Here is a 21,911-nt window from a genome sequence, read left to right on the forward strand (position 1 = left end):
GAGGTGGCCCGGCGGATCGGGGGTGGGGGAAACCCCACCAGGCTGTGGCCTCGCGGGTGCGCCCCAGTCCCGCCCCAAGGTTCCAGCCCGTCCGGCGTTTGAGGACGAGGCGCGGAGCGCCGACAAACGGGAGTCCGGGGGCGGAGCCCCCGGACCGGGAAGGGGTGGGTCTGGGGCGCCCCGCGAAGGACTAGCCCTCGCGGCAGATCAGCAGCAGTGCCCTGTCGTCGTTGACGTCCTTGGCGACCGCCTCGATCAGGTGCCACGCGGCGCCGTGGAAGCCCCCGGCCACATACCGGTCGGCCTCCCCCGTCAACCGGTCGATGCCCTCGGCGATATCGCGGTCGGCGGTCTCGACGATGCCGTCGGTGAACAGCATGAGGACGTCACCGGGGCGCAGCGAGCCCTTGACGGGGTCGAACTGGGCGCCGTCGTACACCCCGAGGAGGGGGCCCTCCCCGGCCTTCTCCTCCCAGCGGCCCGTGCCCGCGCTCAGCTGGAGCGCGGGGAGGTGCCCGGCGGACAGGAGTTCGTAGTCGCCGGTCTCCAGGTCGAGGACGAGGTGGATGGAGGTGGCGAAGCCCTCGTCCCAGTCCTGGCGGAGCAGATAGCCGTTGGCGGCGGGCAGGAAGGCGTGCGGCGGGAGCGACCCGAGCAGGCCGCCGAACGCGCCGGACAGGAGCAGCGCCCGCGACCCCGCGTCCATGCCCTTGCCGGAGACGTCCGTGAGGACGACCTCCAGGGTGCGGCCGCCGTTGGTGCGGGCGGCGACGACGAAGTCGCCGGAGAAGGACTGGCCGCCCGCCGGGCGCAGCGCCATCTCGCGGTGCCAGCCGCGCGGCAGCTTCGGCAGCTTGCTCTGCACGCGGATGCGCTCGCGCAGGTCGAACAGCATCGTTCCGCCGCCGCGCCAGGGCACGCCGACCCGGCTGCGGAACTGGGCGATGAGCAGCCCGAAGAATCCGCACGCGGCGACGGTCAGGACGGTGCCGGGGGTGACCCGGGCCGGGCCCTCGGTGTACGGCCCGAGCCGGGCGGACTCCACGATGAGGGCGGCCGCGGACGCCGCGTACAGGCCGAGGAGGCTGGAGGGCCTGAGCAGCAGTCCGCCCGCGACGATCGGCAGGACGAGGACGGAGGGCGAGAACCACACCGGGTTGACGATCGTGCACACGGTGATCACCGGCACGGTCAGGAGCAGCGCGGCGAGCGCCACCCAGTCCGAGCCGTCGCCCCGGAAGTAGTCCACTCCGGATTTGCGCAGCCCTATGCGGGCCCGGTGGAGCCGCTTCTTCATCCGGGCCGGGAACGTCTCGGCTGCGGCGCGCCGCTCACGCGGTGCGCGCCGCTCGCGCTTGTCTCGTCGTACCGCCATTGCTCGTGGACCCTATCCACCGGGCCAGGCGCTTCGCACGGGAGGTACCTCTTGTCCCCCTTCAGGGGCACCTCGCCCGTATCTCCGCTCCCAGCGTCCACACGCGCGTTCCGGTACGCGGAAAACATCTCGCCGCGTCCCAGGAGCCCTGGTAGGCATGGCATATGACAGCAGAATTGCGGGAGTTGAGCCAGAGAGATTGGGACCGCTGGTACGGAACGCTGGAGCGGGCCTTCGGCGGTCTCTCCGAGGCTCCGGAGGAACGCGAGCTGTGGGACGACCTGACGGAGTACGACCGCTCCCTCGGCCTCTGGGACGGCGAGGAGTGCGTCGGCACGGCGGGCGCCTTCAGTTTCCGCATGTCCGTGCCGGGCGGGGCCCTGGTGGACGCGGCGGGCATCACGATGGTGAGCGTCGCGGCCACGCACCGCCGCCGCGGGCTGCTGACCTCGATGATGCGGCGGCAACTCGACGACCTGCGGGAGCGCGGGGAGGCCCTCGCGGTCCTGACGGCGTCCGAGCCCGCGATCTACGGCCGGTTCGGATACGGCGTGGCGACGTGGTCGTTCAAGGCGTCGATCGACACGGCGCGGGTGCGCCTGTCCGTGCCCGCGGGCACGGACGAGGTGCGGCTGCGGTACGCCGTGCCCGCCGAGGCCGCGGCGGCCTGCGAGGCCGTGTACGCGCGCGTGGTGCCCGGCCGCCCCGGGATGCTGGCGCGGCAGCCGGGCTGGGAGCGCCTTCCGCTCCTCGACCCGGCGGGGGACCGCGACGGCGCCTCGCCGTTGCAGTGCGTGCTCGCGGAGCGCGCCGGTGAGGTCGTCGGGTACGCGTACTTCGCGGTCAAGCCCGACTGGGACGTCCGGGGCCCGCAGGGCGTGGTCCGGCTGCGGGCCGTGGAGGCCCTGGACCCGGCGGCGTACGCGGCGCTGTGGCGCCTGCTCTTCGACATCGACCTTACCTCGCGGATCGAGGTGTTCAACCGCCCCGTGGACGACCCGCTGCTGCACCTCGTCTCGGACGTGCGGCGCTGCGGCCTCGTGCAGCGCGACTCGCTGCACGTGCGTCCGGTGGAGGTCGGCGCGGCCCTGGAGGCACGGACGTACCGGGCGCCGGTGGACGTGGTCCTGGACGTCACGGACGCCTTCTGCCCCTGGAACGAGGGGCGCTGGCGGCTGACCGGCGACCCCAAGGGGGCCTCCTGCAAGCGCGCCGACGACGAGGCGCCCGCCGACCTCGCCCTGTCGGTGCGCGAGCTGGGCTCGGCGTACCTGGGCGGCGTGACCCTCGCGGAGCTCGCCCGGGCGGGCCGGGTGCGGGAGCTGCGCCCCGGGGCCCTGGCGGAGGCGAGCCTGGCCTTCGGATCGGAGGTCGCGCCCTGGCTGCCGCACGGCTTCTAGCCACGCTGGCCCTTCACCGGCGTGCTGACGTGCCCTTTCCGCGCTGGCACCGCGGGCACCAGAACAGATTGCGGGCGGCGAGATCGGCGGTGCGGATCTCGCCGCCACAGATGTGGCAGGCCATCCGGGCTCTGCGGTACACGTACACCTCGCCGCCGTGGTCGTCCACGCGCGGCGGGCGGCCCATGGCCTCGGGGGTGTGCTCGGGCCGCACGGTGTCGATGCGGTTGTTGCGCACGCCCTCGCGCATCAGGTCCACCAGGTCCGCCCAGATCGCGGTCCACTGGCGGTGCGTGAGGTCCTTGCCGGGCGTGTACGGGTCGATGCCGTGGCGGAAGAGGACCTCGGCGCGGTAGACGTTGCCGACGCCCGCGATGACCTTCTGGTCCATGAGGAGGGCGGCGATGGTGGTGCGGCTGCGGGAGACGCGGCGCCAGGCCCTGTCCGGGTCGTTCTCGCCGCCCTGCGGGCGCAGCGGGTCCGGGCCGAGGCGGGCGTGTATCTCCTGCTTCTCGCCATCGGTGATCAGCGCGCAGGTGGTGGGGCCGCGCAGGTCGCTGTAGTGGGCGGCGTTCGCCAGGCGCAGGCGGACGGTGTCCGTGGGCGGCGGGGCGGGGGCGTCGCCGAAGGTGTACTTGCCGAAGAGGCCCAGGTGGATGTGGACCCAGCCGGACGCGGCGAAGCCGAGGAAGAGGTGCTTGCCGTGCGCTTCCGCGGTGTCCAGGGGCTGGCCGTGCACGAGGGCCGCGCCGTCGGAGAACTTGCCCTGGGGGCTGGTGGCGTGCACGGGGTGCCCCTGGAACCGGCTCCGGTGATCGGCCGCGAGCCGGTGAATGGTGTGCCCTTCCGGCACGGCGTCGCCTCCTGTCGGGGGCCTCGCGGGTGGCGCCCCAGACCACGCTGGACGATCCAGCCCCTCCGGCGTTTGAGGAGCGGGGGTCTGGGGGCGGAGCCCCCAGTTTCGGGAAGGGGCGGGTCTGGGGCGCCTCGCGAGAGGTCAGGCCTGCGGGTGGTGGGGCGGGATGGGGGGCAGCTCCCCCGAGGTCTCGTAGCGCGCGAGCATCTTGATGCGGCGGGTGTGCCGCTCCTCACCGGAGTACGGCGTGGCGAGGAAGATCTCGACGAACTTGGTCGCCTCGGCCTGGGTGTGCATGCGCCCACCGATGGAGATCACGTTCGCGTCGTTGTGCTCGCGCCCGAGCGCCGCCGTCTGCTCGCTCCAGGCGAGAGCCGCCCGCACGCCCTTCACCTTGTTCGCGGCGATCTGCTCGCCGTTGCCGGAGCCGCCGATGACGATGCCGAGGGAGTCGGGGTCCGCGGCCGTCTTCTCCGCGGCGCGGAGGCAGAAGGGCGGGTAGTCGTCCTGGGCGTCGTAGATGTGGGGCCCGCAGTCGACGGGCTCGTGGCCGTGGGCCTTGAGCCATTCGACGAGGTGGTTCTTGAGTTCGTAACCGGCATGATCGGAGCCGAGGTACACGCGCATGGATCCGAGTGTGGCATGCGCGGCGGCGGGAAGCCGTCGTGGGTCCGGTCTCCGGCCGCTCTTCGGCAGCTCTTCGGGCGCCCTGCGGACACCGATTGGTTCAGGCCAATCCGGTGCCCGGTCATCGTCAGTGACCGATCGTTCACTCTGCATTCCGCTGAATACAACGATCCGGAGACGGGTCTTTCGTCCCGTACGCCCATGAGCTTTTAATGCGGGAGCTCTTGCCCGTGAACCAAAGGATCTGCCTATGACCTCGCAACCGTCCCTTGCGAAGGAAGACAGCACCCCCGGCGGGCCTGTGAAACCCCGGCCGGGGAGCGGGAACGGCGACGGTGACGGCCTCAAGGCCGGACTCAAGAACCGCCATCTGTCGATGATCGCCATCGGTGGCGTGATCGGAGCGGGTCTCTTCGTCGGGTCCGCCTCGGGCATCAAGGCCGCGGGCCCCGCGATCCTGGTGTCGTACGCGCTCGTGGGCACCATGGTGGTGCTCGTGATGCGGATGCTCGGCGAGATGGCCGCGGCGCGGCCGTCCTCCGGTTCCTTCTCGGCCTACGCCGACCAGGCCCTCGGGCGCTGGGCGGGCTTCACCATCGGCTGGCTGTACTGGTTCTTCTGGGTCGTGGTGCTCGCCGTCGAGGCGACCGCCGGTGCCGTGATCCTGAACGAGTGGGTGCCCGCGGTCCCGCAGTGGGGCTGGGCGCTCATCGTCATGGTGGTGCTCACCGCCACCAACCTCGTCTCGGTCGGCTCCTACGGCGAGTTCGAGTTCTGGTTCGCGGGCATCAAGGTCGTGGCGATCGGCGGCTTCGTCCTCATCGGCCTGCTCGCCGTGTTCGGCGTGCTGCCCGGCTCGGACAACCCGGGGGACGGCTTCAAGCACCTCACCGACGCGGGCGGCTTCATGCCCAACGGCGCGGGCGCGATCCTCACCGGCGTCCTGATGGTGGTCTTCTCCTTCATGGGCTCGGAGATCGTCACGCTGGCCGCCGGTGAGTCGGAGGACCCGCAGCGTGCCGTCACCAAGGCCACGAACAGCGTCATCTGGCGCATCGGCGTCTTCTACCTCGGCTCGATCTTCGTGGTCATCACGCTCCTGCCGTGGAACGACAAGACGATCGTCAAGGACGGCTCCTACGTCGCCGCGCTGAACTCGATCGGCATCCCGCACGCCGGCCAGGTCATGAACGTGATCGTCCTGACGGCCGTGCTCTCCTGCCTCAACTCCGGCCTGTACACGGCCTCGCGCATGGCCTTCTCGCTCGGCGAGCGCGGCGACGCCCCGAAGGCGTTCGCCCGCACCACCGCCTCGGGCGTGCCGCGCGCCGCGATCCTCGGCTCGGTCGTCTTCGGCTTCGCCGCCGTGTGGTTCAACTACCAGTGGCCCAAGACCGTCTTCGACTTCCTGCTGAACTCGTCCGGCGCGGTCGCCCTGTTCGTGTGGCTCGTCATCTGCTTCACGCAGCTGAGGATGCGCGGCATCATCCTGCGCGAGCAGCCGGAGAAGCTCGTCGTGAAGATGTGGCTGTTCCCGTATCTGACCTGGGTCACCATCGGCATGATCTCGTTCGTGATCGTCTACATGCTGTACGACGACGCCGGGCGCAAGCAGATGGTGCTCTCGCTGCTCGTCGGCGCCCTGGTCCTCGGCATCGCCCTGGTCCGCGAGAAGGTGGCGCCCCGGGAGCGGGTCTCCTCGTAGTACTCGTAGCACTCCGTAGTACTCGGTACTACTCATCGGTTCACGGCGGCGGGGTGTCGTCCGGGCTCGGGCCCGGGCGGCACCCCGCCGCCGTGTGCGGGCGAGCCGACGCCAGGTGCGGAAAACTTGACGGCGCCTGTCAGGTTTCGGCGGCAGGGTGACCTCCGTCAGCGCGATCGCCGCGCACCACGCACGACGGAGGTACCCGTGGAACTCAGCGACCCCACCGCCAAGCGACTCACCTTCCGCCCCGGCCAGGAGGGGTACGAGGACGAGGTCGCGGGCTTCCAGACGGGCTTCACCCAGCGGCCGGACGTGGTCTTCGCCGCGTCGGACGCCGAGGACGTCGTGGCCGCCGTGCGGTACGCGGCCGACGCGGACCTGCCCGTGGGCGTCCAGGCCACCGGGCACGGCCTGCCGGACGCCGCGCTGGGCGGCGTCCTGATCAGCACGCGCCGCATGGACTCCGTGGCCGTCGACGCCGGGGCGCGCACCGCGCGGGTCGGGGCCGGGGCGCGCTGGTCCCAGGTCGTGGCGGCCGCCGCCGAGCACGGCCTGGCCCCGCTGAACGGCTCGGCGCCGGGTGTCGGCGTCGTGTCGTACACCCTCGGCGGCGGGATCGGCATCCTGGCGCGGGAGTTCGGCTACGCGGCCGACCACGTGCGCTCGGTGGACGTCGTGACGGCGGACGGCACGCTGCGGCACGTGACGGCGGCGAGCGAACCCGAGCTGTTCTGGGGCCTGCTCGGCGGCGGCGCGACCCTGGGCGTGGTGACCGCCCTGGAGATCGGCCTGGTGCCGGTGGCGCGCCTGTACGGCGGGGCCCTCGCCTTCGACGGCCGCGAGGTCGACCCGGCGGCGCTCCTGCGCGGCTACGCCGCCTGGGCCCGGCTCGTGCCCGACGAGCTGACCTCGTCGGTCGCCGCCCTGGTCTACCCGGACATGGAGCAGCTCCCGCCGCACCTGCGGGGCCGCTATCTGGTGACGGTACGCGTCGCCTACACCGGCCCGGCCGAGGACGGGGAGCGGCTCGTGGCGCCGCTGCGCGCGCTCGGGCCGACCGTCTCGGACAGCCTGCGCGAGCTGCCGTACACGGAGAGCCACACGATCCACAACGACCCGGACTTCCCGCACGCCTACTACGGCGACAACCTGATGCTCACCGAGCTCGACCTGCCGGGCGCGGAGCGGCTGCTCGCGCTCACCGGGCCCGCCGCGGACCGCATGCACGTCGTCCAGCTCAACCACCTGGGCGGCGCGCTCGCCCGGCCCGTCCACCACGACAACGCCGTGCCGCACCGGAGCGCGGCCTGGGCGGTGCGGATCCTGTCGCCCCTGGAGGGCACGGACCGCGAAGCGCTGCGGGAGCTGCACGCGCGGGCGTTCGCCCCGCTGGCCCCGCACGCCGTCGGCCGGTCGGTGAACTTCGCCTTCGCGGGCGGCGACCGCCCCGAGGGCGTGTACGACGCGGACACGCGAAAGAGGCTCGCCGGGCTGAAGGCCACGTACGACCCGGCGAACCTCTTCAGGCGGAACTACAACGTCGGCTGAACCGCCGGGCGGCGACCGCCGCCCGGCCCCCGGCGCCGGGTCAGCTCTTGTCGCCGAGCAGCTTCCACGACAGCGGCAGCGCGCCCATGGCGAGGGCCGCCTTGAGGGCGTCGCCGATGAGGAACGGGGTGAGGCCCGCGGCGACCGCCTCGGTCAGGGACATGCCGGTGGACGCGGCCAGGTAGGGCACGCCGACGGCGTAGATGATCGCGGAGCCGAGGACCATCGTCCCGGCCGTGCGCAGCACGTTCCGGTCGGCGCCGCGCCGGGCCAGGGAGCCCACCGCCGCGGCGGCGAGCACCATGCCGAGGACGTAGCCGAGCGAGGGCATGCCGTAGCCGGACCTGGCCTCGGCGAACCACGGCACGCCCGCCATGCCCACCAGGGCGTACAGCGCGAGCGACAGGAGGCCGCGGCGCGCGCCGAGCGCCGTGCCGACCAGGAGCGCGGCGAAGGTCTGCCCCGTCACCGGCACCGGCGAGCCCGGCACGGGCACGGAGATCTGGGCGGCCAGGCCGGTGAGCGCGGCGCCGCCGAGCACGAGGGTCGCGTCGCGCAGGCGGGAGGCGGGGATCAGGTCGGCCAGGACCTGGCCCGGGCGGGTGGTGGCGGCGGCTGTGCTCATCGGGACTCCGCGGTTCTGGGACGTCTGGGGGCAGGTGGTGCGTGGGACGACCTGACCCTAACCCCGGGGCGGGTGCCCCATCAGGGGGCGCGGATGACAAAGGGAGCGGCTCCGCCTTGGTGGGCTCCGCACAAAGGGCGCGGCCCACACCCGGCCGGGCGTGATGCTGGTCACGGAGGTCAGGAATGCCGGGGCCGGGTTTTGCGTTCAGGGGCACGCGCCGGTGAGACTGTGGAGTCTCACCAACTCGCCTCTGAGCACCCCGAGCACCCTGAGAGTCAGCTGAGCCCGATGCACGATCACCAGCGGCCCGACTCGGGGGCGCCCTCGACGGCTCCCGCGGACCCCTTCGGCCCCGCCGAGCCCCTCGGCGGCGGCCTCAAGCAGCGCCACCTGACCATGCTGGGCCTCGGCGGGGTCATCGGGGCCGGGCTCTTCGTCGGCTCGGGCGCCGGGATCGCGGTCGCCGGGCCCGGCATCGTCCTGTCGTATTTGATCGCGGGCGCGCTCGCGATGTGCGTGATGCGGATGCTCGGCGAAATGTCGGCGGCGATGCCCTCGTCGGGCGCGTTCTCCGTGCACGCCGAGCGGGCCCTGGGCCGCTGGGCCGGGTTCTCGGTCGGCTGGATGTACTGGTTCCTGCTCGTCGTCGTGCTCGCCGTGGAGGCCACCGGCGCGGCGCGGATCGCGCACGCGTGGGTGCCGGGCGTGCCGCAGTGGGCGTGGGTGCTCCTCTTCATGGTGTTCTTCACCGGCGCCAACCTCGCGGCGGTGAAGAACTTCGGCGAGTTCGAGTTCTGGTTCGCCGCCCTGAAGGTCTTCGCGATCGTCGCGTTCCTGGTGCTCGGGCTCCTCGCGGTGTTCGGGCTCCTGCCGGACACCGACCCGGTCGGGCTCACCCACCTCACCGGCGAGGGCGGCTTCCTGCCGCTCGGCTGGGACGGGGTGATCTCCGGCGTGGTCGTGGTCCTCTTCGCCTTCGGCGGCCTGGAGATCGTCACGATCGCGGCCGCCGAGTCCGACGACCCGGTGCGCGCCGTGGCCCGCGCGGTGCGCAGCGCCGTGTACCGCATCCTCTTCTTCTACGTCGGTTCGATGCTGGTCATCGTGACGGTGCTGCCGTGGACGGCGCAGCAGGCCGGGTTCAGCCCGTATGTGAAGGTGCTCGACTCCATCGGCGTCCCCTCGGCCGGGACCCTGATGAACATCGTGGTGTTCGTGGCGCTCCTGTCGTCCCTGAACGCCAATCTGTACGGGGCCTCGCGCATGGTCTTCTCGCTCGCCGAGCGCGGCGAGGCGCCCCGGGGCCTGCTGAAGGTGTCGCGCGGCGGGGTGCCGCGGCGCGCGGTGCTCGCCTCGGTGGCCTTCGGCTTCGTCTCGGTGCTGCTCAATCTGAAGTGGCCCGACTCCGTCTTCCTGTATCTGCTCAACTCGGTCGGCGCGGCCCTCCTCTTCGTCTGGGCGCTGATCGCCCTCTCGCAGCTGCGCCTTCGCCGCCGCATCGAGCGCGAGGCGCCGGAGCGGCTCACCCTGCGGATGTGGTTCTTCCCCTGGCTGACGTGGGCGGCGCTCGCGGGGATGGGCGTGGTGATCGCGCTGATGCTGCGCGACGACGGCGCGCGCCCGCAGCTGCTGTGGTCGGCGGGCGCCACGGCGGTGGTGATCGCGGTGGCGCTCCTGCGGGAGTGGGCGACGCGACGTACGCGCCGTACGTAACTCTTCTACGAACGGCGCATGACACCGGTGGGACATCGCGACGGAATCAGCCCGCTGGATCACGCGAGTATGACGAAATCGTGAAGACGTCTTCACCTTGTGTGAGCGTCGTGTCCGTATACCGGTCAACTGTTCCCTGTGAGCGGTGCCCGTGCTCAGACTGTGCCCCACTTCCCCCTGTGGTTCCCGCGCGGTTCCTTCCTTCCGTCTCCCCGCTAGCGAACAGGGACGCCCATGTCTCAGACGTCCGTGAAAGACGCACCACCCCAGGCCGACGCCCCTCTCGGACACGGCCTCAAGCAGCGTCATCTGTCGATGATCGCCCTCGGCGGCGTCATCGGCGCCGGGCTCTTCGTGGGCTCCGGGAAGGCCATCGCCGCCGCGGGGCCCTCGATCATCCTGGCCTACTCGCTGTCCGGCGCCCTGGTCATGCTCGTCATGCGCATGCTGGGCGAGATGGCGGCGGCCAACCCCGCGTCCGGCTCCTTCTCCGTGCACGCCGAGCGGGCCCTCGGCCCCTGGGCCGGGTTCACGGCGGGCTGGTCCTTCTGGTTCCTGCTCTGCGTGGCCGTCGGCCTCGAAGGCATCGGCGCCGCGCAGATCGTGCACGGCTGGGTGCCCGGCGTGCCCGAGTGGGCCTGGGTCGCCCTCTTCATGCTGATGTTCTGCGCCACGAACCTCGCGGCCGTGAAGAACTTCGGCGAGTTCGAGTTCTGGTTCGCCGCCCTGAAGATCACCGCGATCGTCCTCTTCCTCGCCATCGGCGTGCTCGCGATCCTCGGCTGGCTCCCCGACACCGACGCGCCCGGCAGCGCCAACCTCACCGGGCACGGCGGCTTCATGCCCAACGGCGTGGACGGCCTCATCGTGGGCCTGCTCGCCTCCGTCTTCGCCTACGGCGGCCTGGAGACGGTCACCATCGCGGCCGCCGAGTCCGAGCACCCCGTCCAGGGCGTGGCCAAGGCCGTGCGCACCGCGATGTGGCGGATCGCCATCTTCTACATCGGCTCCATGGCCGTCGTCGTGACGCTGCTCCCCTGGACCTCCGAGGAGGTCGCCACCAAGGGCCCGTACGTCGCCACGCTCGACCACCTCGGCATCGACGGCGCGGGCCAGATCATGAACGTCGTCATCCTGGTCGCCCTGCTCTCCGCGATGAACGCCAACATCTACGGCGCCTCCCGCATGGCCAACTCGCTCGTCCAGCGCGGCCAGGGCCCCAAGGCCCTGGGGCGGCTCTTCAGCGGCGTGCCGCGGATCGCGGTCCTCACCTCGTCGGCCTTCGGCTTCCTGTGCGTGCTGCTCAGCTACTGGCGGCCCGACGACATCTTCCAGTGGCTGCTCAACACCATCGGCGCGATCATCCTCGTCGTCTGGTTCTTCATCGCCGCCGCCCAGCTGCGGCTGCGCAAGAAGCTGGAGCGCGAGGCCCCCGAGACGCTCGTCGTGAAGATGTGGCTCTTCCCCTGGCTGACGTACGTGGCGCTCGCCGGGATGGCCACGGTGTTCGTCCTGATGGCCCGCGAGGAGGAGACCCGTACGCAGCTGTACTACACGGGCGGTCTGACGCTGCTCCTGATGGTCGTGGGCTACGTGCGGCAGAGGATGGCGGAGGGCCGCGAGACGGCGCCGAGCGCCTGACCCGACTCCTTCCGTCCCTTTTTCAGCCCTTTCCAGCCCTTTCCGCACCTTCCTGCCCCTTTCCGACCCGACGGCCGAAGGCCGGTCCGCTCCTGCGGACCGGCCTTCGGCCGTTTCCGTTCCGGCGGACCGGGGCTCGCGACCTAGGGCCAAGGGCTGATCAACTTCCGGCACCACCTGCTGCTAGCCTGCACTTGCACATAGGTCGCAATAAGAGGTGCGCCGCGGCACCGGGCGATACGGCACGGTCCCCCGCGGAGCACGGTCGGAGGGCTCACTCATGGCCATTTACACGCTCCCTGAACTTCCGTATGACTACGCGGCGCTCGAGCCGGTGATCAACCCGCAGATCATCGAGCTGCACCACGACAAGCACCACGCCGCATACGTGAAGGGCGCGAACGACACCCTGGAGCAGCTGGCGGAGGCACGCGACAAGGACGCGTGGGGCGCCATCAACGGCCTGGAGAAGAACCTGGCCTTCCACCTCTCCGGGCACATCCTGCACAGCATCTACTGGCACAACATGAACAGCCCCAAGGACGGCGGCGGTGGCGAGCCCACCCACGCCGACGGGGTGGGCGAGCTCGCGGACGCCATCACCGAGTCCTTCGGCTCCTTCGCCAAGTTCAAGGCGCAGCTGACGAAGGCCTCGGCGACGACGCAGGGTTCGGGCTGGGGCGTGCTCGCCTACGAGCCGCTCAGCAACCGCCTGATCGTCGAGCAGATCTACGACCACCAGGGCAACGTCGGCCAGGGCTCCACGCCGATCCTGGTCTTCGACGCCTGGGAGCACGCCTTCTACCTGCAGTACAAGAACCAGAAGGTGGACTTCATCGAGGCCATGTGGCAGGTCGTCAACTGGCAGGACGTGGCCAAGCGCTACGAGGCCGCCAAGCAGCGCGTGAACAGCCTGCTCCTGGCCCCCTGAGCCACCCCGCGGGCCCCGCGCCCGCGTGACACGTCCTGCCTTGTGATCGTCTTCTCAACCTTCGCGTCGGCAGGCGGATGAACGAAAGGCCCCCGCGAGGACGTGACTCGCGGGGGCCTTTCACCCTTTTGCGCCTAAACCGGCGCCGCTCTCGCGGACCTGGTTGCTCGCCACCGGGGTTGCTCAATTGATGGCTGCGGTGCGTCTCGGTTCTCAGTCGAAAAGGGGGCCCTGCGTCCGCGTGCGCTTGATCTCGTAGAAGCCCGGGGTCGAGGCCACGAGCAGGGTGCCGTCCCAGAGCCGGGCGGCCGCCTCGCCCTTGGGGGCGGGGGTGACGACCGGGCCGAAGAAGGCGATCTGCTCGCCGTCGGCGCCGGGGACGGCGATGACGGGCGTGCCGACCTCCTGGCCCACCTTCTCGATGCCCTCGTTGTGGGAGGCGCGCAGCTCGGCGTCGTACGGGGTCTCGTCCCAGTGGTCGAGGAGGGACTCGGGCAGGCCGACGTCCTTCAGGGCACCGGCGACGGCCTCCTTGGTGGGGCCCTCGCCCTGGTTGTGGATGCGGGTGCCGAGCGCGGTGTAGAGGTCGCCGAGCACCTGCGCGCCGTGCTCCTGCTGGGCGGCGATGACCACGCGGACCGGGCCCCAGGCCTTGGTCGCCAGCATCTCGCGGTACTCCTCGGGCAGCTCGTCGAGCTTGTCCTCGTTGAGCACGGCGAGGCTCATCACGTGCCAGCTGACCTCGATGTCACGGACCTTCTCGACCTCCAGGACCCAGCGGGAGGTCATCCAGGCCCAGGGGCAGAGCGGGTCGAACCAGAAGTCGACGGGGGTCTTGCCGTTCTCGGTGGTCGCAGAGGACGCGGACATGTCTCTCCCTAGGGAATGTGTGCGAAGCCTGGCCAGGGCAACGTCAGGGGTGTGGCCGGGCATTCCCGGATGTCCGCCGACCGGGGCACGTGCGAGGATCAGAGGCATTCCAACGAGAGTCATGCGAGCCACGAGGGAGTGCCGCCCGTGCCCGGTGAGAATCTGTCCCGCGACGAGGCCCAGGAGCGGGCCGCGCTGTTGTCCGTCGACGGGTACGAGGTCTTCCTCGACCTGCGGTCGGCGGTCGGCGAAAGCCAGGAGGGCGACACCGCGCCGCGCACCTTCCGCTCCGTCACCACGATCCGCTTCCGCTGCGCCGAGCCGGGCGCGGCGAGCTTCGCGGACCTGATCGCCCCGAGCGTCACGGCCGTCTCGCTGAACGGCAAGGACCTCGACCCGTCCGAGGTCTTCGACGGCAGCCGCATCGCGCTGGAGGACCTGCGCGAGGAGAACGAGCTGGTGGTGGACGCCCAGTGCGCCTACAGCCGCACCGGCGAGGGCATGCACCGCTTCGTCGACCCGGAGGACGGCGAGGTCTATCTCTACACGCAGTACGAGCCCGCGGACTCCCGCCGCGTCTTCGCGAACTTCGAGCAGCCCGACCTGAAGGCCCCCTTCCGCTTCTCCGCCCAGGCGCCCGAGGGCTGGACGGTGTGGAGCAACGGCGCGGGACAGCAGGTGGACGGGGTCTGGCAGTTCGCCGAGACCAAGCCCATCTCGACGTACATCACGGCGGTCGTCGCGGGCCCGTACCACTACGTGACCGACTCCTACGAGCGCGTCTTCGAGGACGGCACCCGTCTGGAGATCCCCCTCGGCGCGATGTGCCGCAAGGGCCTGGCCAAGCACTTCGACGCGGACGACGTCTTCCTGGTCACCAAGCAGGGCCTGGACTTCTTCCACGACCACTTCGACTTCCCCTACCCCTTCGGGAAGTACGACCAGGCCTTCGTGCCGGAGTACAACCTGGGCGCGATGGAGAACCCGGGCTGCGTGACCTTCCGCGAGGAGTTCATCTTCCGCGGCAAGGTGACCCAGGCGTCGTACGAGCGCCGGGCGAACGTCATCCTGCACGAGATGGCACACATGTGGTTCGGCGACCTGGTCACCATGCGCTGGTGGGACGACCTGTGGCTCAAGGAGTCCTTCGCCGACTTCATGGGCTCCTTCTCGATGGTCGAGGCGACCCGGTTCACCAACGGCTGGATCACCTTCGCCAACAACCGCAAGGCGTGGGCGTACCGCGCCGACCAGCTGCCCTCCACCCACCCGGTCACGGCCGACATCCGCGACCTGGAGGACGCCAAGCTGAACTTCGACGGGATCACGTACGCCAAGGGCGCCTCCGTCTTGAAGCAGCTCGTGGCGTACGCGGGCCGCGACGCCTTCCTGGAGGGCGCCCGCCGCTACTTCAAGCGCCACGCGTACGGAAACACCCGCCTCGGCGACCTCCTTTCGGTCCTGGAGGAGACCAGCGGGCGCGACATGGCCGCCTGGTCGCGGGCCTGGCTGGAGACGGCGGGGGTCAACTCCCTCACCCCGCAGGTCACCCTGAGCGCGGAGGGCCGCGTCACGGAGCTCGCCGTGGTCCAGGAGGCCGCCGAGAGCCACCCGACTTTGCGCCCGCACCGCGTGGCCGTGGGCCTGTACCGCCGCTCGGAGACGGGCGACCTCGTGCGGTACGCCCGCGCGGAGGTGGACGTCGAGGGCCCGCGCACCACGGTCGCGGAGCTCGTCGGCGCCGAGGCCCCCGAGCTCGTCCTGGTCAACGACGACGACCTGACGTACTGCAAGATCCGCTTCGACGAGACCTCGCTCGCCACCCTGCGCGAGCGCCTCGGCGACGTCACCGACCCCCTCGCCCGCGCCCTGTGCTGGTCGGCGCTGTGGAACCTCACGCGGGACGGGCTCATGCCCGCGCGGGACTTCGTCGGGCTCGTGCTGCGGTTCGCCGGGCGCGAGACGGACATCGGCGTGCTCCAGATGCTGCACGCCTGGGCGGGCACGGCCCACACGCACTACGCCGCGCCCGGCTGGCGCGAGGCGGGCGGGCGGCTGCTGGCCGAGGGCGCGCTGCGGGAGCTCAGGATCGCCGAGCCGGGCAGCCAGCACCAGCTGACGTGGGCGCGGTTCTTCGCCTCCGTGGCCTCGTCGGAGGCCGACCTCCAGCTCCTCCAGGGCCTGTTGGACGGGACCGCGAAGATCGACGGCCTCGATGTGGACCAGGAGCTGCGCTGGGCGTTCCAGCTGCCGCTCGCGGTGCACGGGGTGGCGGACGAGCGGGCGCTCGCGGACGAGCTCTCCCGCGACGACACGGCCTCCGGCAAGCGCCACCAGGTCCGCTGTCTGGCCGCGCGGCCGTCGGCGGCGGTCAAGGCGCAGGCCTGGGCCTCCGTGGTGGAGTCGGACGCGCTGTCCAACGCCCTGGTGGAGGCGACGATCTCGGGCTTCGCGCAGCCCTCGCAGCGCGGGCTCGTCGCCGAGTACGCCCCGAAGTACTTCGCCGCCATCGAGCGGGTCTGGGCGGAGCGGTCCATCCAGATCGGCATGGACGTGGTGCGGGGCCTGTTCCCGCACCTCCAGGACAGCCCGGAGACGGTGGCCGCGGCCGACGCGTGGCTCTCCGCGCACGAGGCGGCGCCGCCGGCCCTGCGCCGCCTCGTCCTGGAGTCCCGCGACGACCTGGCCCGGGCCCTGCGCGCCCAGGCGTGCGACGGCACCGCCTGACCGCTCCCCCGGAGGGCTGGGGCCGCGGCAGTGCGGCCCCAGCCCCGGAGGACCGGGAGACCGGGCGTCAGCCGATCTGCGCTCCGTAGCGCGAGAGCGCGTCCACGACCGGCGCGAAGAAGGTCTGGCCGCCGCTGGAGCAGTTGCCGCTGCCACCGGAGGTGAGACCGAGCGCGCTGCTGCCCGCGAACATCGAGCCCCCGCTGTCACCGGGCTCGGCACAGACGTTGGTCTGGATCAGGCCGTTGACCGTGCCCTGCGGGTAGGAGACGGACACGTTGAGCCGCTGCACGGTGCCGCCGTGCAGGTGTGTGGTGGAGCCGCTGCGCTGTACCTGCTCGCCGACCACGGCCTGGCGGGCCCCGGTGATCTGCTGGGAGCCGCCGTTGTAGAGGTTGACCTCGCTCGGGTGGGCGACGTTCGCGGTGTACTTCACGATGGCGTCGTCGCGCCCGGGGAAGCCGTAGTCCTCGACCTGGGCGATCACGGGACCGCCGCGGGTCTCGGACCAGCTGGTGCCCGCGAGGGAGGCGCAGTGGCCCGCGGTGAGGAAGTAGGGCTGGCCGTCCTTGACGACGTTGAAGCCGAGCGAACAGCGGCCGCTGGAGCTCCAGATGGCGTCGCCGCCGCGGATGAGGGGCTGGAACTTCCCCGCGGTGCGCTTGAGGACCGCCTTGCCGTGCTGTGCCGCCACGCGCTGCTTCAGCCGGTCGAGGGCGGCGCCCTTGACCGTGGAGTCGGCGGTGACGACGACCTTGTTGAGGACCGGGTCCGTGCCGCGTGACGTGCCGGGGACCGCGTGTTCGCCCAGGGCCCGCTGGACGGCGTCCAGTTGGGCCTGGGAGTGGGTGACCGTCCGCGGCTCGGCTCCGGCGGCGCGGACCCGGTCGGCCGCGGCCTCGTCGAGGACGTTGACGACGAGCTTCTTGGCGGAGGCGTCGTAGTAGGCGCCCGCGGTGCCGCCGGGGAGGCCGTCGGTCAGGGTGTCGGCGAGCCTGCCCGCCGCGGTGGCGCCGAGGGCCTTCGGAGTGGGGTCCGATGCCGCCGAGCTGGTGGTCGCCGCGGTGAGGGTGCCCGCGACGAGGGCGGCGACGCCGATGCCGGTGAGGACGAGGCGCCGTGTGGTTGCTCGTGGGGGTGTCACTCAGTACCTCCATGGGGGGATGGAGCCGCCCAAGTCGGGTGCGGCTCCGGGGAGTTACCGGTTCCTGGCACGGACCGCCGACGGGGTTACGTCGCGTCCATGCCAAGCATCGCGCCGAGTATGACGACGGGGCCGACCGCCCACAAGGGGGTGGCGCGAGAAAGCGGACGCACTCCGTCCTGGCCGCACGCTCCCCGAACCGCACCTTTTCGGTCCTCGAACTCCCGTACTTTAGGACGGGCTTGTCCGGTTTTGTCGACGGGACTGTAACAGCGGTTAGGGGACGGATCGGCACCGGGAATGGCCACGGCATGAACCACAACACCCCGCTCTCCCCCCGCCCCCTGCGCCACCTCGCCGACGCCCAGCGCCGCGTCATGAGCGCGGCCCAGCTGCGCGCGCACGGCGTCGGCGCCGCCGAGATCAGCGCGCACTGCCGCCCCGGCGGCCCCTGGCAGCAACTGCTTCCAGGGGTCCACCTGCTCCACCCCGGCCCACCCACCAGCGAGGAGCGGCTGCACGGCGTGCTGCTCTACGCCGGGCGGCCCCCGGCCAAGGAGGCCCGGGCGATCCCCGCGCAGCCGCGGGCAGGCGAGCCGCACGCGGGCTACGCCGACGCGATGATCACCGGGCTCGCCGCCCTCACCCTGCACCGCTTCTCCTCCACGCCGCCGCTGCTCTCCCTGGACCGGATCGACGTCCTGGTCCCGCGCACCCGGCGGCTGCGCTCGACCGGCTGCGCCCGCCTCGTCCGCGCGCACACGCTGCCCACACCGCTGCAGATCACCGGCGTGCCGGTGGCGCCAGTGGCGCGGGCGCTCGCCGACGCCGTCGCCCACCTCGCCGAGGCGCGCGCGGTGCGGCGGCTGCTCACCGAGGCGGTGCGCGGCGGACACTGCGAACCGGCCGTCCTGGTGGCGGAGTTGAACCGGGCGCGGCTGCTCGGCCGTCCGCACGTGGTGGACGCCGTGGACTCGCTGCTCGCCGAGGGCCGCGCGATCGCCGAGGACCGCCTGCACGCCCTGGTCCACGACCACGGGCTCCCCGATCCGCTGTGGAACGTCGACTTGCGCCTTCCGGGCGGGCCCCACCTGGGCGGCGTCGACGCGTACTGGCCCGAGCAGGCCGTGGCCGTGGAGCTGGACACGCGGGCGCCGCGGCACGGCCGCACGGGGCGCGAGCAGCAGGAGGACGACGAGCAGTGGTCCGCATACGCCCGCAAGCGCGAGCACTTGGAGCGGCTCGGCGTCACCGTCGTCCACATCACCCCGAAGAAGCTGCGGGACGCCCCCGACCAGCAGGCGGCGGTCGTCCTGACGGCCCTGATGGCTTCCTGCGACCGGGACCCGGCGGCGTACATCGTGGTCCTGCCCAGATAGCCGGGCCGTCCGTGCCCGCGGGCACGGCGCGGGCCCCGGAGGGGAGTGCGGGGGCGGAGCTCCGGACGGCGGGGCTCCGCCCCCGCACGGCTGCGGACGGCCGGGCGCCGCCCCCGCACGGCTGCGGACGGCGGCGGTCAGGCGCCGCAGAACTCCGCGGCCAGGACGCGGTCCTGGCCGCCCGCCCAGTCGCCGTTGAAGTGGAACGTCAGGGCGTGCCCGCCGCCGGTCGTGGTCAGGGCCAGGGACAGCGAGCCGTGGATGCCGCCGCCGTGGCCCCACACGACGGTGCCGCAGGGCAGTTCGAGCCGCAGCAGGCCGAGGCCGTAGCGCCCGCCCGCGCTTCCCTTCCCCCGGGCGGGGACCGTCCTCTTCATCGCGGCGAGCTGCTCGGGGGGCAGCAGGTCGCCGCGGAGCAGGGCCGTGTAGAAGCGGTTCAGGTCCGCGGCGTCCGAGATCAGCTCGCCCGCGGCGCCCGCCATGGACGGGTTCAGCTCGGTCACGTCGTACGTCCTGCTCCCCGCGGTGCCGGAGAGCTTGGAGTACGCGCGCGAGCTGGGCCGGGGCAGGGTCGGCGCCGTGCCGGGCACGGAGGTGGCACGCAGGTGCAGGGGGTTGATGATCCGGTCGCGGACCTCGTCCCCGTAGGGGCGGCCCGTGACCTTCTCGATGACCATTCCGGCGACGACGTAGTTGGTGTTGGAGTACGCCCATCCTCGGCCGGGGGCGAAGTCCGGCGCGTGGCGCGTCGCGAGCGCGACCAGGTCCGCGGGCCGCCAGGTGCGGTGGCGGTGCGCGAAGAATTCCGGGGTGGTGAGCCCTCGGTCGAAGTCCGGGTCCGCGCTGTAGTCGTGGATGCCGCTGGTGTGGTTGAGGAGCTGTCGGACGCTGATCCGGTCGCCGTCGTGGCCGTGGCCCTCGACCACGCCGGGCAGCCACGCGCCCACGGTGTCGTCGAGGTCGAGCCTGCCCTCCGCCTCCAGCTGGAGCAGCACGGTCGCCACGAACGTCTTGGTGATGCTGGCCGCGCGGAACCGGTCGTGCGCGCCGCGCGGGGTGCCCTCGCGCAGGTCGCCGACGCCCGCGGCGGCGCTCCAGGAGCCGTGCCGGTCCCGTGCGTGGGCCGTCGCTCCGGGGACGCCGCCGCGCACGGCGGCCGCCAGGGCGGCCCGGGTCCCGCGGTGGTCCCGGTCGGCGCCGGGCGTCGCGGCCGCGGGGGCGGTCAGGGCCGCCGCCACCGCCGCGACCAGGGCCGCCGCCACGCACCCCCTGCGCACCGGCGTGAGCCGTCTCGGCACTGCCATGGGTCGCCGTCCTTCGTCCGTACGTCCGCCCGTCACGCAGGGCAGAACTCCGCCCCGGCCGGGAAGTCACGGCCGGGGCGGTCGGGCGGAGGCAGTCGGGCGGAGGCGGTCGGGCAGGACGGGGTTCAGCGCTTGCGGAGGACGAGTTCCGTGTTGCGGTCGCCCGGTGCGCCGCCGAGGGCGGGCTTGGCGCCGGGGGCGTTGAAGGCCAGCTCGCGGTAGAGCGCCGCGAGCCCGGTCTGGGAGAGGTCGGCGAAGTCCGTGCGGTGCGGGGCCGCCGACTCGATCAGGGTGGTGAACAGGGACAGCGTGCCGTCGTGGTTGTCGACCAGCTCGATCACGCGCGCGAGCTGCGGGAAGTCCACGTGCGACGCGGTGGAGACCTCCCAGAGCGAGCCGTGCGGGGTGATGGCGTTCTTGTGGCTGTGCCCGTTCACCCAGGCCAGGACGGAGCGGTGGCGGCGCAGCAGCGCGAGCACCTCGTCGCCGCCGTGCCGGGCCTCGCGCGGGTGGTGGGGGTCGGTGACCAGGTTGCGCATGGTGCGGCTGGTGTGGTGGCTGAAGACGATGACGTACGAGGCGTCGCCGCTTCTCTCCACGGCCTTCAGGGTCCGCTCCAGCCAGCGCAGTTGGGCGGTGCCGAGCGAGCCCTCGTAGTGGCCGCCCGGGTCGGTGGTGTCCAGGCTGATGCCGAGGACGTCGTCGGTGATGCGGAAGGCGTAGTACTGGGTGCGGTTGGCCAGGTTCTCCTGGGTGTAGCCGTGGCCGACGGGGCCGCGGCCCGCGTGCGCCGGGTCGAGGTGGGCCCGGACGTACTCGGCGGGGGTGAAGGGGGCGCGCGCGGCGTCCGGGGTCACGGACCGCATGCGCCGCTTCTCCGCCCGCAGCACCTCCTTGAAGTGGGCGCCCTTGGGGTCCTGCCCCTTCTTGACGGCCTTCCACAGGGCGGCGCCGCGCGCCGCGTCCAGGGACATCAGCTTCCGGCCGCCGACGGCGAGGTCGGCGAAGTAGGAGTCGCCGGGGGCGTAGCAGCCGCCGGGCAGGGCGTCGTGGTTGCCGACGGTGGAGTACCAGGGGAGGTTCAGGCCGGGGCTGTTGACCTGCCGGATCGCGGCGTCGAGGAAGCCGTGCAGCTGCGGGAAGCCGACGCGCTTGTCGGCGTCGCGCAGCGCGGCGTCGGGGTGCCAGTACAGCTTCAGACCGCTGTTCTGCACGCCTTCGTAGTGGCGCGGGTCGCCGGAGTTGGGGGTGACGCGGCCGCCGCTCATCACCTTGAGGAACCAGTCGAGTTCGGTGCGGGAGTTGTTGTCCGTGTTGTCGCCGGTCGTCATCACGAAGTGCAGGGGCGCGCCGGTGGCGGGCGCGCCGCGCAGCGCGTTGACCCGCTCGACGAGCGAGACCGCGCCCGCCACGGACAGGGCCTCCTGCGGCCGCCAGGCGCTCGCCGTCTGGGCGCGCAGGTACTCGTACCGCAGCGGATGCTGTACGTCGACCAGGTGCAGGTCCGTGAACTGGACGAACGCGGCGAGCGCGGTGCGGCGCTCCTCCCGGCCCCGGTGGGCCGGTGCCAGGTCGGCGCGGACCACGCGCGGCCAGGCCGGTCCGTCGCCCAGGCGCCGGAAGCCGGAGGTGCCCCGGGGCGCGGCCGCCGAGTGGAGGGTCGTGCCCGTGCGGTAGGGGGCGAGCGGGGCGGCGGGCGCGGGGCGGGAGACCGCGACCGGGCCGCGCTGGGCGGCGGCCGCCTTCCCGTGGCCCCCCGGCCCGACGGCGTATCCGACGCCCGCGGACAGGGACACGGCGCCCGTCGCGGCGAGGAACGCCCGGCGGTTGACGGTGGCGGTCGTGACGGCGGTGGCGACAGAGCGTATGCGCGACATGGCGCGTCTCCCCGAGTGCGAACGCGTCGGCAGTGGTCGCGGGGAGGTCCGGACCGTGGCTGTCCGGTGCGCTCCCCGCTCGTACTGGATCGTTGGCAGCTGGGGTGACCTGCGCGTTAACGTCGCCACAACGGGTGACGCCGATCACCGTAAGTGGATCTGAGGGACACCCTGCGTGTGCAT

General features: G+C 72.2%; 16 protein-coding genes. 8 read left to right on the top strand and 8 right to left on the bottom strand.

The window, feature by feature from the left end; genetic code table 11:
- Positions 1-190: 190 nt before the first annotated feature.
- Complete coding sequence (locus tag ACIG3E_RS07995; protein ID WP_399612659.1) at positions 191-1,375, bottom strand: PP2C family protein-serine/threonine phosphatase; 1,185 nt, start codon at positions 1,373-1,375, stop codon at positions 191-193.
- 164 nt (positions 1,376-1,539) lie between these two features.
- Between ACIG3E_RS07995 and ACIG3E_RS08000 the strand changes: the two genes are divergently transcribed.
- A complete protein-coding gene (locus tag ACIG3E_RS08000; protein WP_399612662.1) occupies positions 1,540-2,775 on the top strand; it encodes a GNAT family N-acetyltransferase in 1,236 nt (411 codons plus the stop codon).
- A 13-nt stretch (positions 2,776-2,788) separates the two neighbouring features.
- Here ACIG3E_RS08000 and ACIG3E_RS08005 read toward each other — a convergent pair whose 3' ends face one another.
- Both ACIG3E_RS08005 and ACIG3E_RS08010 read right to left on the bottom strand, forming a co-directional pair.
- Positions 2,789-3,628, bottom strand: a complete 840-nt coding sequence (locus tag ACIG3E_RS08005; protein ID WP_399612665.1) for an Fpg/Nei family DNA glycosylase — start codon at positions 3,626-3,628, stop codon at positions 2,789-2,791.
- Between the two features lie 144 nt (positions 3,629-3,772).
- Entirely contained in the window at positions 3,773-4,258 is a 486-nt protein-coding gene (locus tag ACIG3E_RS08010; RefSeq protein WP_399612668.1) for a ribose-5-phosphate isomerase, read from the bottom strand.
- 250 nt (positions 4,259-4,508) lie between these two features.
- Between ACIG3E_RS08010 and ACIG3E_RS08015 the strand changes: the two genes are divergently transcribed.
- Positions 4,509-5,963, top strand: a complete 1,455-nt coding sequence (locus ACIG3E_RS08015; RefSeq protein WP_399612670.1) for an amino acid permease — start codon at positions 4,509-4,511, stop codon at positions 5,961-5,963.
- Positions 5,964-6,170: 207 nt separating this feature from the next.
- A complete protein-coding gene (locus ACIG3E_RS08020; protein ID WP_399612672.1) occupies positions 6,171-7,514 on the top strand; it encodes an FAD-binding oxidoreductase in 1,344 nt (447 codons plus the stop codon).
- 40 nt (positions 7,515-7,554) lie between these two features.
- On the opposite strand, the gene ACIG3E_RS08025 is transcribed toward ACIG3E_RS08020, so the two are convergent.
- The gene (locus tag ACIG3E_RS08025; protein ID WP_399612675.1) at positions 7,555-8,139 is read right to left on the bottom strand and encodes a biotin transporter BioY; all 585 of its coding nucleotides are present in this window, start codon (positions 8,137-8,139) and stop codon (positions 7,555-7,557) included.
- A 291-nt stretch (positions 8,140-8,430) separates the two neighbouring features.
- Between ACIG3E_RS08025 and ACIG3E_RS08030 the strand changes: the two genes are divergently transcribed.
- The 3 genes from ACIG3E_RS08030 to ACIG3E_RS08040 all read left to right on the top strand — a co-directional run bounded on the left by ACIG3E_RS08030 (position 8,431) and on the right by ACIG3E_RS08040 (position 12,427).
- Complete coding sequence (locus ACIG3E_RS08030) at positions 8,431-9,855, top strand: amino acid permease (protein ID WP_399612678.1); 1,425 nt, start codon at positions 8,431-8,433, stop codon at positions 9,853-9,855.
- A 234-nt stretch (positions 9,856-10,089) separates the two neighbouring features.
- Positions 10,090-11,496, top strand: a complete 1,407-nt coding sequence (locus ACIG3E_RS08035; RefSeq protein ID WP_399612679.1) for an amino acid permease — start codon at positions 10,090-10,092, stop codon at positions 11,494-11,496.
- A 280-nt stretch (positions 11,497-11,776) separates the two neighbouring features.
- Positions 11,777-12,427, top strand: coding sequence for a superoxide dismutase (locus tag ACIG3E_RS08040; protein WP_172388058.1), 651 nt, complete (start codon positions 11,777-11,779; stop codon positions 12,425-12,427).
- A gap of 213 nt (positions 12,428-12,640) precedes the next feature.
- On the opposite strand, the gene ACIG3E_RS08045 is transcribed toward ACIG3E_RS08040, so the two are convergent.
- A complete protein-coding gene (locus ACIG3E_RS08045; RefSeq protein ID WP_399612681.1) occupies positions 12,641-13,297 on the bottom strand; it encodes a DsbA family protein in 657 nt (218 codons plus the stop codon).
- Between the two features lie 147 nt (positions 13,298-13,444).
- Here ACIG3E_RS08045 and pepN point away from each other — a divergent pair, with 147 nt between their 5' ends.
- On the top strand, positions 13,445-16,024 hold the full coding sequence (gene pepN / locus ACIG3E_RS08050) for an aminopeptidase N (protein ID WP_399612684.1): 2,580 nt from the start codon (positions 13,445-13,447) through the stop codon (positions 16,022-16,024).
- A 67-nt stretch (positions 16,025-16,091) separates the two neighbouring features.
- On the opposite strand, the gene ACIG3E_RS08055 is transcribed toward pepN, so the two are convergent.
- The gene (locus ACIG3E_RS08055) at positions 16,092-17,168 is read right to left on the bottom strand and encodes a S1 family peptidase (protein WP_399612687.1); all 1,077 of its coding nucleotides are present in this window, start codon (positions 17,166-17,168) and stop codon (positions 16,092-16,094) included.
- Positions 17,169-17,479: 311 nt separating this feature from the next.
- Here ACIG3E_RS08055 and ACIG3E_RS08060 point away from each other — a divergent pair, with 311 nt between their 5' ends.
- Positions 17,480-18,547 carry a hypothetical protein gene (locus tag ACIG3E_RS08060; protein ID WP_399612690.1) on the top strand — a complete coding sequence of 356 codons (1,068 nt, stop codon included), beginning with the start codon at positions 17,480-17,482 and terminating at the stop codon, positions 18,545-18,547.
- A gap of 137 nt (positions 18,548-18,684) precedes the next feature.
- Here the strand turns inward: ACIG3E_RS08060 and ACIG3E_RS08065 are convergent, their stop codons facing one another.
- Both ACIG3E_RS08065 and ACIG3E_RS08070 read right to left on the bottom strand, forming a co-directional pair.
- Positions 18,685-19,851, bottom strand: coding sequence for a serine hydrolase domain-containing protein (locus tag ACIG3E_RS08065; RefSeq protein ID WP_399612693.1), 1,167 nt, complete (start codon positions 19,849-19,851; stop codon positions 18,685-18,687).
- A 125-nt stretch (positions 19,852-19,976) separates the two neighbouring features.
- Complete coding sequence (locus tag ACIG3E_RS08070; protein WP_399612695.1) at positions 19,977-21,728, bottom strand: TIGR03767 family metallophosphoesterase; 1,752 nt, start codon at positions 21,726-21,728, stop codon at positions 19,977-19,979.
- Positions 21,729-21,911 lie beyond the last annotated feature (183 nt).

The sequence above is a fragment of the Streptomyces sp. NPDC053474 genome (genome assembly GCF_044544845.1).
Taxonomy (GTDB): domain Bacteria; phylum Actinomycetota; class Actinomycetes; order Streptomycetales; family Streptomycetaceae; genus Streptomyces.